Raw genomic sequence first — 11677 nt, forward strand, 5'->3', positions numbered from 1 at the left:
AAAATGTTTAGACATTTATTATTAATTTCACTTTGTTTTTTTAATATTTCTGTTTTCTCAAAAGACGGAGAAAAAATAGTGTATAAAACAGACAGTTCCTTTTTTTATACAGAAAAAGCTAATTTTTATAAAAACAATAGAATTTTCGACAAGGCGCTAGAAAATGCAAACAAATCGATAGTTTTTGGTCAAAAAACAAATAGCATAGATGCTTTATCAAATGGATATTTTAGTCTTGCTACAGTTTATATTGATATAAAAAAATACGATCTCGCTATTGAGAATTTATTACGAACTGTTTCGATCTTAAATACAGTAGAAGTTAACTCTAAATTAGCTTTATCTTACTATAACTTAGGTTTGTGTTATATGCAAAAAGAGAATTTTAGCAAGGCTGAATCTTATTTTGAAAAAGCAAACTCAGTATACGAAAGCATCAATTTATCTAATGCAATAAATATGGTAAACCTACAAAAAGGGCTTATGTATTTAGAAAAAAAAGAAATTAATCAGGCAGAAAATATATTTTTACAAATCTCACATCTTCCAATAGGAAAAGATACTTTCAATTTACAGTCTGAAGCATTATATCAACTGGGACAAATAAAAGCAAATCAAAAAATAAATAATCTTGCTCTAAATTATTTAAATAGAGGTTATGAATTGAGTATTGATAACAAAAACATTATTCAACAAATAAAAATCAGTAAAAAATTGAGCGAAGTATATGATAATATGAAGCAAACGAATAATTCACTTGCTTTTTTAAAAATATACACACAATTAAAAGATTCCGTAGATTCTCAATCCGAACATAGCAATAAGAAATTAATAACAGAACGTTTTAAGGTCGATGATATGATGCGATCTTTAGAAAAATTAGATAAAGAAAAAAGACAACAAGAGAAATCAAGTAAATTTTCTAAACTAATTAACATTTTAAGTGTAGCATTAATCACGATACTTTCTCTATTAAGCTTGTCTTTGTATAAAAATAATATTATCAGGAATAAATCAAACGATTTGCTTCGGGATAAAAACAGTGAGCTAGAAATTGCAAAAGAAAGAATAGAAAAAGCATCAAAAGCTCGTGCCGAATTCTTATCGACAGTAAGCCACGAATTAAGAACACCACTTAATGCAATTAATGGAATTTCTCATATTTTATTGGAAGATAAACCAAAAGCAAGTCAAATAGAATATTTAAAATCATTAAAATTTTCAGGAAATTATTTACTTACTTATATAAATGAAATTCTAGAGATAAATAGAGTTGAATCTGATAATATTGAGATCGAAAACATAAGCTTTAACTTAAGAGAACTCCTAAATAATATTCAAAATTCACTAAAAGAGCAAGCAAGTCAAAATAACAATGATTTCAGATTAAATATAGATGATGATGTTCCCGAGATTTTAATAGGAGATCCTACTAAATTATCTCAAATATTTATAAATCTGATAAACAATGCGCTAAAATTTACGCTAAACGGGTTTATTACTGTAAATACTAAACTTATAAATAAAGATGGTAACATTTGTAGAATAAAGTTCGAAATTCAAGATACAGGTATAGGAATTCCAAAAGACAAACAAGAATCTATTTTTGAAAGTTTTTCTCAAGGTTCTGTAGAAATTAATCGAAAATATGGAGGAACAGGTCTTGGTCTTACAATCGTAAAAAGACTAGTTCTATTAATGAAAGGAAAAATATCAGTTGATAGTGAAATTGGAGTTGGCTCTACTTTCACCTTTAATTTAAGTTTCAAAATTGGAGAACAAATCATCCTTTCTACAATTAACAATATTATAGATGAAAAAATATTTGTGAACAAAAATATTTTATTAGTTGAGGACAATAAAATTAATCAAATGATTACAAAAAAATTTCTTGAAAAAAAGAAAATGCGTTGTGAAATTTGTGAAACTGGTGAAGATGCTATTAGTAAAATGCAGAACAACAATTACCATTTAATCCTTATGGATGTCCATTTGCCTGGAATAAATGGAACTATTGCAACTGCCGAGATTAGAAAATTTAATACAACTACCCCAATTATAGCTCTAACAGCAATTTCTTTAAATGAAAATAGGGAAATGTTACTTTCTTACGGTATGAATGACGTTATTACAAAACCATTTAATCCAGATAATTTTTATAAAGTAATTGAGACTAATTTATTAATACAAAACTAATATTGTATAATTAACTCTTTTATCAAACTGCGAACATGTGGTTCTGCTTTTTGAGCAGCTTCAAGCACTTCGGCATGTGTAATTGTATCAATACTTTCCTCATTACCCATATCAGTAATTACAGAGATTCCGAAAGTTTCTAAACCCATATGACTTGCTACAATAACTTCAGGAACCGTACTCATTCCTACACAATCTGCTCCAAGAATTTTTACCATTCTATATTCTGAAAGCGTTTCAAAAGTTGGACCTTGCAGGCCAAGATAAACACCTTCTTCTATTTTAATATCTAAATCGGCAGCAATTTCTTTTGCTTTAGCCATCATTTTACGGCTATATGGCTCACTCATGTTTACAAATCGAGGTCCAAAACGTTCGTCATTTTTTCCACGAAGCGGATGCTCTGGCATCATATTAATATGATCTTTAATAACTACAATAGAACCTACTTTATAATTATGATTTACACCTCCAGATGCATTAGAAACAATTAGTTTTTCAACTCCAAGATGTTTCATTACGCGAACAGGAAAAGTTACTTGTTTCATATCATAACCTTCATAAAAATGGAAACGTCCTTGCATGGCCACAACTTTTTTTCCGTGAATTGTTCCGAAAACTAAAGCTCCTTTATGTCCTTCAACTGTAGAAACTGGAAAATTTGGAATTTCTGAATAGGGTAAAATAAACTCTACATCGATATCATCGGTAAAATTACCTAAGCCTGATCCTAAAATAACGCCATATTCTGGTGAAAAATTAGTTTTATTTGCAATAAAATCAACGGTTTCTTGTACTTGTTCCCACATAATTTATAATTTTTTTATCAAAATCATCTCCGCTATTTACAAATGAACTTTTTATTGGTAAATAAAAAAGAGATTCACTTGGTAACTTTTCGCTTAAACGAACAAAGTCTTTTTCGGTAGTAATAATGATTTTATTTTTTGCTTTTTCTTTAATTTCTAAAATATCTTTTTCTGAAAAATGATGATGATCCGGATAAACTAAACATTCGTCATTTTCGGATTGCAAATATGCAAAAAAGGATTCAGGTTTAGCAATTCCTGCGACAAGTAATTTATCAACAGTTTTTATATCATTTACATTCAATGTTTTACTGTTTGAATATATTTTATCATCATAATCTATGAACGTAAAAAAAACTTCCACTTGATTGTTATTTCGACGAAGGAGAGATCTTTTTATTTCATTTTGTGCAAGTTCAGAAATATCTCTGGGACATTTAGTGACAATTATCATATTGGCTCTTTTTGCTCCACTCCTACTTTCCCTAAGATTACCCGTGGGTAACATAAAATCATTGGTAAACAAATCATTATACGCGGTAAGTAGTATATAAAATCCTGCCTTCACTTTTCTGTGTTGAAAAGCATCGTCTAATAAAATTATATCTGGTTTGGTAGATAATGAAAGTAATTGCTCGATTCCGTTTTTGCGATTGGCATCGACAGCAACTTGAATATTTGGAAATTTCTTGTAAAACTGAAATGGCTCATCACCTAGAATTTCTGCATTCGAAGTTGAATTTGCCAAAATAAAACCTTCCGATTTTCGCTTATAGCCTCGACTTAAAGTAGCAATCTTGTATTTATTAGATAACAATCTGATTAGATATTCTATTTGTGGTGTTTTTCCTGTGCCACCAACACTTAGATTCCCTACCGCAATAACTGGAACCGGAAAAGAATAGGATTTTAGAATCCCACAATCGAAAAGAAAATTACGAATACCAGTTATAAAACCATATAAAATGGCAAATGGAAATAGTATTTTTCGCAGGAAATTCATTTTACGAATATACGATTATTTATAAAGTTTTCTCCATCACAAAATCTTCCATCAAATAACCGTTTCCAATTTCGATATCAATAGTTTTAGTTATCGAATATCCTTGTTTTTTGTAGAATTCTTGTGCATTATTGTATCGGTTTACATTTAGAAAAAGTGCTGAATTATTGTTTTCTGAAGCTAATTTTTCGACTTCATTCAATAATACTTTACCTATTCCTTTACCTTGTGTTTCTGGCAAAACGTAAATTTTGTGCAATTTAGTCTTGTTTGAAGATTCACAATTTAATTCATACGCGCAAAAGCCCAAATATTTATTATTTTCTTCGATTAATAAAAAAACTTGATTTTCATTTATTAATTGATTTTCGAGATAATCTAAATTATAAAACTTATCCAACATAAAATCCAGTTGTTCTTCCGAAAGAATTTTGCCATAAGTACTTGGCCAGATTTTATAAGCTAAACTTTTGACAATCTCTAATTGAGATTTTGTTGCAACAGAAATCTTCATAAAAAATTAATTATTTCCTTTTCGTTGTTCTCTTGCTAACAAAGTATTTTTTAGCAACATTGCAATAGTCATAGGACCAACTCCTCCAGGAACTGGTGTGATATAAGATGCTTTTTTAGAAACATTTTCGAAATCGACATCGCCCGTAATTACATATCCTTTGTCATTTGTTTCGTCTGGAACTCTAGTAATTCCTACGTCGATAATAACTGCGCCATCCTTAACCATTTCTGCCTTAAGATAATTAGGAACACCTAATGCTGAAATTATAATATCGGCTTGTGTAGTAATTTGTGCAATATTTTTTGTGTAACTATGTGTTAGTGTCACTGTCGAATTTCCAGGAAAACCTTTTCTTCCCATCAAGATACTCATAGGACGACCTACAATGTGGCTACGACCAATAACTACAGTATGTTTCCCTTTTGTTTCTACTCCGTAACGTTCTAATAATTCGAGAATTCCGAATGGCGTTGCTGGAATAAATGTAGTCATATCGAGTGCCATTTTTCCAAAATTTTCGGGATGAAAACCATCTACATCTTTACTTGGATCGATAGCCATTAGTACCTTTTGTGTGTCTATTTGTTCTGGCAATGGCAATTGCACAATAAACCCATCGATATCGTCATTCTGATTTAATTCCTTAATCTTTTTAAGCAATTCGGTTTCTGAAGTGGTGCTTGGCATTTTTACCAATGTCGATTCGAATCCTACTAATTCGCATGCTTTTACTTTGCTACCTACGTAAGTTAAACTTGCACCATCGCTACCCACAATTACTGCGGCTAGGTGTGGTACTTTTTCTCCGTTGGCTTTCATTTTATTAACTTCGGCTGTAATTTCGATTTTAATGTCTTGTGCTGTTTTTTTTCCGTCTAGTAGAATCATTGTGTGTGTTTGTGTGTTTGGTATTAAAACCGAAAGTCGAAAGTCAGCAGTCTTTATGACTTTCTAACTTTCGACTTTCTGACTAATTGTTATTTCATTCCTGGCATTCCGCCTTTCATTCCGCTCATCATTTTCATCATATTTTTTCCGCCTGGACCTTGCATCATTTTCATCATTTTACTCATTTGGTCAAACTGCTTCATCAATTGATTAACTTCTTCTAACTTTCTTCCAGCTCCTTTTGCAATTCTAGTTTTTCGTTTCACATCGATTATTGCTGGCTTACTCCTTTCGGTTGGTGTCATCGAATAAATTATGGCTTCTATATGCTTGAAAGCATCATCTTCAATCTCAACATCTTTTAAAGCTTTTCCAGCTCCAGGTATCATACCCACAAGATCTTTCATGTTACCCATTTTCTTCACTTGTTGGATTTGAGATAAGAAATCATCGAAACCAAATTCATTTTTAGCAATTTTCTTCTGAATTTTTCTCGCTTCTTCTTCATCATATTGCTCTTGTGCTCTTTCTACAAGCGACACAACATCACCCATACCAAGAATACGTTCTGCCATACGTTCTGGATAGAACACATCGATAGCATCCATTTTTTCGCCAGTTCCTACGAATTTGATTGGTTTGTTTACTACCGATTTTATCGAAATAGCAGCTCCACCACGTGTATCACCATCTAATTTAGTAAGAATTACACCGTCGAAATTTAAAATGTCATTAAAAGCTTTTGCTGTATTTACTGCATCTTGTCCTGTCATAGCATCGACAACAAACAAGGTTTCTTGAGGTTGAATTGCTTTATGAACACGAGAAATTTCTGCCATCATTTCTTCATCGACAGCTAAACGACCTGCAGTATCTATAATAACTACATTAAATCCATTTGCTTTAGCGTGTTTGATTGCATTTTGCGCAATATCGACTGGATTTTTGTTTTCTGGCTCAGAATATACCTCAACGCCTATTTGTTCTCCAACTACATGCAACTGATTAATTGCCGCAGGACGGTAAATATCACAAGCTACCAATAATGGTTTTTTATTCTTTTTAGTTTTTAGAAAATTAGCTAACTTTCCAGAAAAAGTAGTTTTTCCTGAACCTTGTAATCCCGACATTAAAATCACAGTTGGTGTTCCAGAAAGGTTAATTCCTGCTACATCGCCACCCATAAGTTCCGTTAGTTCGTCTTTTACAATCTTAACTAATAATTGTCCAGGTTGTAAGGTTGTTAAAACGTCTGCACCTATTGCTTTTTCTTTTACTTTGGTAGTAAAATCTTTTGCGATTTTGAAGTTAACATCGGCATCAAGTAAGGCGCGACGCACTTCTTTTAGCGTATCTGCTACGTTTACTTCTGTGATTTTTCCGTGACCTTTTAATATATGGAAGGCTTTATCTAGCTTTTCGCTTAAACTATTGAACATGATTTTTTATTTTGATGTCGCAAATTTAAGAATTTGAAGTGGATTATATCAAAGATTATCAAAAATAAATGGTTACTTTTTTAAGTAAGTTATTTACGATGCTATTCTTTCGAAAGCAATATAATTTAAAAATTCTCCATTTTTATTAAATTTCGGAAGTGCCTCGATTTCGCATAAATAAGTAGAGCCGTCTTTTCTATGATTTACAATTAACTCTTTAAAAGGTAATTTGTTACTTATTGCTTTTCTAATTTTAGTTCTTGCAATTTCTGAAGTTAAAATTCCTTGAAATATTTTAGGAGATTTTCCAATAATTTCTTCAGAATGATAACCTGTCATTGAAAAAATACTTTTTGTAGCAAAAATAATTTTGAAATTTTTATCGGTTACAATGATGTCTTTCTTATCATTATTTACAATTTTTAGAAAACTTACTTTTTCGCTCCATTCTTTCTGAACAGAATCGAAACTTAGTAATTCTAAATTTTTAAAATTATGGAAATCCCAACAAATAATTGGAAGAGGAATTATTTTTAAACCATTTCGATATTTTGCGAAAGCTTTATCATATTCTTGAAACATAGATTTCTAATTTTAAAAAGTTTATCCGTGCAAAAAAATTATAAGTCGATATTACATTCTTTCAGGAACTTCAATCCCTAAAAGTTTGAAAGCTGTTTTTATAGTATCACTGACTTTTTTAGACAATTGAACTCTAAATACTTTTTTGTCATGATTTTCTTCACCAAGAATAGAAACGGTTTGATAAAACGAATTGTATTCTTTTACTAAATCATAAGTATAATTAGCTATTAGCGCTGGACTATGATTGGCAGCTGCACTCTGAATTACCTCAGGATACATTTCTATTTGTTTAATTAATTCTTTTTCTTTTGGATGCAATTCAGTCGAAATTGTAACTGTTGTATCAAAATTTGCTTTTCGCAATATAGATTGAATACGAGCATAAGTATATTGAATAAAAGGACCTGTATTTCCTGCAAAATCTACTGATTCTTCAGGATTAAACATCATCGATTTTTTCGGATCTACTTTAAGCATATAATATTTTAGCGCCCCCAAACCAATAGTTTTATACAATGTAGCTTTTTCTTCTTCAGAATAGTCTTCTAATTTTCCTAAATCTTCAGATAATTTTTGAGCAGTTTCAGTCATTTCTTCCATCAAATCATCAGCATCGACAACTGTTCCTTCACGTGATTTCATTTTCCCAGAAGGCAATTCTACCATTCCGTATGACAAATGATATAAGCTTGAAGCCCAGTCGAATCCTAGTTTTTTTAGTATTAAAAACAAAACTTTAAAGTGATAATCTTGCTCATTACCCACGGTGTAAACCATTCCACCAATATCTGAAAAATCTTTAACACGCTGAATCGCCGTTCCTATGTCTTGTGTCATATAAACTGCTGTTCCGTCGGAACGAAGTACAATTTTACGATCTAAACCATCTTCTGTCAAATCTATCCAAACTGAACCATCTGGATCTTTTTCGAAAATACCTTTATCTAATCCTATTTGAACTACTTCTTTTCCTAACAAATAGGTGTTGCTTTCGTAATAATAAGAATCGAAATTGACTCCTAAATTTTTGTATGTAGTTGCAAAACCATCATAAACCCATTGGTTCATGGTTTTCCAAAGTGCAATTACTTCTGGTTTTCCAGCTTCCCAATCGAGTAGCATTTGCTGGGCTTCCAAGATAATTGGTGCTTGTTTTTTAGCTTCTTCTTCGGTTTTTCCTTGCGATATTAATTCATTAATTTCTGTTTTGTAAGTTTTATCAAAGGCAACATAATATTTACCAACCAATTTATCTCCTTTTAGACCAGAAGTTTCAGGAGTTTCTCCATTTCCAAACTTCTGCCAAGCCAACATCGATTTGCAAATATGTATTCCTCTATCGTTGATAATTTGTGTTTTATATACTTTTTTTCCCGAGGCTTTAATAATTTCGGCAACAGAATATCCTAACAAATTGTTACGAACATGACCTAAATGCAATGGTTTATTAGTGTTTGGCGAAGAATACTCTACCATAATTGCTTTCTCGTTTTCGCTTGGAGATACAAAACCAAATTGTTCGTTGGTTTTTATTTTATTAAAGAAATTGATGTAATAATCGTTCCCAATTACAATATTCAAGAATCCTGAAACGACATTGAAAGCTTCCACTTCGGATACATTTTCTACTAGATAATTTCCAATTTTATTTCCTAAATCGACTGGGGTTCCTTTTATCACTTTTAATAATGGAAAAATTACCATAGTAATATCACCATCAAATTCTTTCCTTGTTGATTGAAATTCAATTTTTTCGATTGTAACATCGAAAAGTTCCTGAATTGCGGTTTTGATACTTGGAATTAGAATTTCTTGTAGTGACATTTTATTTTTATTTTTTTAAAAGTTCAAAGATACTATTTAATTCTAAATAGTCAAAAGCATAAAATCTCAATTTCCTTAATAAAGGAAAGGATTTTACAAACTATAAAATTATTATTTTGGCAAATTACAGCACCTAAAAAAACAAAATAATTTAGTTTATGTTTAAATAGCATAAGTATACCGCTTTGAGTGGTTTAACAAAGTCGACTATGCTAGATTGTAATTAAAATTAGTCAAATTTTACTCAAAATTTACAAATTAGAAATGATTATAAAATCTATGACTCGAGCGATAGTAGAAAGTCAAAGTGGTTTCTAGTAAAAACTATTTTAGATGTCAAAACTAGCCTACTGACTTTAGTATACTTTTTTATATTAATGATATTAATTTTTACGAAAATAATTGTATATTTATATTAAAATTTAACATTTTAATTAAATTAATATTTTAATTTTTTATTAAAAATTAAAATAAAACCATTCATCGTCTTTTTCTAATTAAATTGATTATCAAATCATTAACATAGTGCGTTTTGTCGATAAAAAACACTTTTAATCGATTTTTTTATATATTTTTGCCCCATAAATCCATTCATTATATGAAAAAAATTTTACTCTTTATCACTTTTATTTTTTCGATTGTATCTTTTTCGCAAGCTATTACTGTAGATACGGGTACTTATACAGTTCCCCAATTAGTCACTGACATTTTAGTAAACAAACCTTGTGTATCTATTTCTAATATTACGTGGAGAACAGGAAATACAAATGGATTTGGCTCTACAAACGGAATTGGCTATTTTCAGAATACAAATCTAAATTTCCCACTAACTAGTGGTGTGGTTTTAACTACTGGAAATGTTTTAAACTCTCCTGGCCCAAATACAACGCAACTAGATGATGGAAATGCTGCTTGGACTGGCGACACTGATCTTGAAGCTACACTTTTAGCTGCTGGAATTACAATGAACTCGACAAATGCAACTGTTTTAGAGTTTGATTTTGTCCCTTTTTCTTCTAACTTTAATTTTCAATTTCTATTTGCATCAGAAGAGTATGGTAATTTTCAATGTCAGTTTTCTGATGCTTTTGCTTTTTTACTAACCAATACTTCAAATGGAAGCACTACTAATCTTGCGGTTGTACCAAGCACCACAACACCTATATCAGTAGTAACAATTCGTGATTTTTTATATAATTCTTCTTGTCCTTCTGTTAATTCTGGTTATTTTGGCACTTTCAACGGCGGTTCGGCAGCAGCTGGATCTGCAACAAATTTTAATGGCCAAACGGTTGTTATGAATGCTTCATCATCAACATTAGTTCCAAATATAACCTATCACATTAAACTTGTAATTGCCGATAGACAAGACAATCAAGCTGACTCTGCTATATTTTTAGGGGCTAATAGTTTTAATGTAGGCCAAGATGTTCTGGGTCAAGATTTGACTGTAGCAAACAACACAGCTATTTGTAATAATAGCACACACACTATTACATCAGGATTGGATCCTTTAGTTTATTCTTTCGCTTGGACATTTAACGGAAATCCAATAGGTGGAAACACGCCAAACCTTACAATAAACCAAGCTGGAATTTATGGACTCACCTATACCATAATTTCTAGCAACTGTGTAGTAACAACTGATTTTATAAATATTGAATATTATAATACAATAACAACCCCAAACCCTTTAGATTTATACAAATGTGATTCTGGACAACCAGATTATACTTTCGATTTATCTTATAATACACCTATTGTAAATGTAGCTGGCACTCAAATAAGCTATCATGCAAGTTTACCAGACGCAACATCAAATAGTAATCCATTACCAAATAATTACAATGTTCTTAGTGGAAACTTACCCAAAACCATTTGGATACGTATTTTAGATACTGCAACTGGTTGTGTTTCTACAAAAACATTTCAATTAGCACTTACGCCTCCTCCTGTAGCAAACAATCCTGGAAATATGACCTTGTGCGAAAGTACATTAGGTTCTGGTGTGGCCGATTTTAATTTGGCTTCACAAACAAATGGAGTCTTAGGAGCGCAATCATCTACTATATATGGTGTTTCTTACTATGCAAATGCATTAGATGCAAATGCAGGAACAAATCCTATTACTTCTGTTCCTTTATCTTCCGGAAATACGACAATATTTGTTAGAATACAAAATACAACAGATCCTATATGTTTCAACACTACAAGTTTTAATTTAATAGTTACCCCAAAACCAGTACTAGATGCAATCCCTAATCAGTATGTTTGCGTAAGCTATACTTTACCAGTACTTATAAATCCTGGAAATTATTATTCTGGTCCTAATCAAGGCTTACCAATGCTAAATGCAGGCGACATAATTACCGTCGATTCTATAATTTATATTTATTATGAAACTGGAGGATCACCT

The 11677-nt window shown here is 31.1% G+C and carries 9 protein-coding genes; 2 read left to right on the plus strand and 7 right to left on the minus strand.

The genetic code is table 11. The features are described from left to right. Nucleotides 1–3 precede the first annotated feature (3 nt). Nucleotides 4–2196, plus strand: coding sequence for an ATP-binding protein (locus ABI549_RS06425; RefSeq protein ID WP_348075634.1), 2193 nt, complete (start codon nucleotides 4–6; stop codon nucleotides 2194–2196). Here ABI549_RS06425 and ABI549_RS06430 read toward each other — a convergent pair. The 7 genes from ABI549_RS06430 to argS all read right to left on the minus strand — a co-directional run bounded on the left by ABI549_RS06430 (nucleotide 2193) and on the right by argS (nucleotide 9261). Further along, nucleotides 2193–3005, minus strand: coding sequence for a purine-nucleoside phosphorylase (locus tag ABI549_RS06430; protein WP_348075635.1), 813 nt, complete (start codon nucleotides 3003–3005; stop codon nucleotides 2193–2195). The genes ABI549_RS06425 and ABI549_RS06430 overlap by 4 nt on opposite strands. Next, nucleotides 2977–4008 carry a tetraacyldisaccharide 4'-kinase gene (lpxK, locus tag ABI549_RS06435; RefSeq protein WP_348075636.1) on the minus strand — a complete coding sequence of 344 codons (1032 nt, stop codon included), beginning with the start codon at nucleotides 4006–4008 and terminating at the stop codon, nucleotides 2977–2979. Before lpxK ends, ABI549_RS06430 begins: the two co-directional genes overlap by 29 nt. A 19-nt stretch (nucleotides 4009–4027) precedes the next feature. Continuing rightward, on the minus strand, nucleotides 4028–4522 hold the full coding sequence (locus tag ABI549_RS06440) for a GNAT family N-acetyltransferase (protein WP_348075637.1): 495 nt from the start codon (nucleotides 4520–4522) through the stop codon (nucleotides 4028–4030). 6 nt (nucleotides 4523–4528) lie between these two features. Continuing rightward, entirely contained in the window at nucleotides 4529–5413 is an 885-nt protein-coding gene (locus tag ABI549_RS06445) for a tetrahydrofolate dehydrogenase/cyclohydrolase catalytic domain-containing protein (protein ID WP_348075638.1), read from the minus strand. A gap of 89 nt (nucleotides 5414–5502) precedes the next feature. Beyond that, nucleotides 5503–6852, minus strand: a complete 1350-nt coding sequence (gene ffh, locus ABI549_RS06450; RefSeq protein WP_348075639.1) for a signal recognition particle protein — start codon at nucleotides 6850–6852, stop codon at nucleotides 5503–5505. A 93-nt stretch (nucleotides 6853–6945) separates the two neighbouring features. Continuing rightward, nucleotides 6946–7434 carry a PAS domain-containing protein gene (locus ABI549_RS06455; protein ID WP_348075640.1) on the minus strand — a complete coding sequence of 163 codons (489 nt, stop codon included), beginning with the start codon at nucleotides 7432–7434 and terminating at the stop codon, nucleotides 6946–6948. 51 nt (nucleotides 7435–7485) lie between these two features. Further along, nucleotides 7486–9261 (minus strand): arginine--tRNA ligase, encoded by a 1776-nt coding sequence (gene argS / locus ABI549_RS06460; RefSeq protein ID WP_348075641.1) that lies wholly within the window; start codon nucleotides 9259–9261, stop codon nucleotides 7486–7488. Between the two features lie 598 nt (nucleotides 9262–9859). Here argS and ABI549_RS06465 point away from each other — a divergent pair. Then, a partial coding sequence (locus ABI549_RS06465; protein WP_348075642.1) for a choice-of-anchor L domain-containing protein occupies nucleotides 9860–11677 on the plus strand: 1818 nt, incomplete at its 3' end.

It is taken from the genome of Flavobacterium sp., from assembly GCF_039932285.1.
Taxonomy (GTDB): domain Bacteria; phylum Bacteroidota; class Bacteroidia; order Flavobacteriales; family Flavobacteriaceae; genus Flavobacterium.

Coding starts and splice junctions, on each gene's coding strand:
- ABI549_RS06425 (WP_348075634.1), top strand. CDS start 4: ATGTTTAGACATTTATTATTAATTTCACTTTGTTTTTTTAATATTTCT.
- ABI549_RS06430 (WP_348075635.1), bottom strand. CDS start 3,005: ATGTGGGAACAAGTACAAGAAACCGTTGATTTTATTGCAAATAAAACT.
- lpxK (WP_348075636.1), bottom strand. CDS start 4,008: ATGAATTTCCTGCGAAAAATACTATTTCCATTTGCCATTTTATATGGT.
- ABI549_RS06440 (WP_348075637.1), bottom strand. CDS start 4,522: ATGAAGATTTCTGTTGCAACAAAATCTCAATTAGAGATTGTCAAAAGT.
- ABI549_RS06445 (WP_348075638.1), bottom strand. CDS start 5,413: ATGATTCTACTAGACGGAAAAAAAACAGCACAAGACATTAAAATCGAA.
- ffh (WP_348075639.1), bottom strand. CDS start 6,852: ATGTTCAATAGTTTAAGCGAAAAGCTAGATAAAGCCTTCCATATATTA.
- ABI549_RS06455 (WP_348075640.1), bottom strand. CDS start 7,434: ATGTTTCAAGAATATGATAAAGCTTTCGCAAAATATCGAAATGGTTTA.
- argS (WP_348075641.1), bottom strand. CDS start 9,261: ATGTCACTACAAGAAATTCTAATTCCAAGTATCAAAACCGCAATTCAG.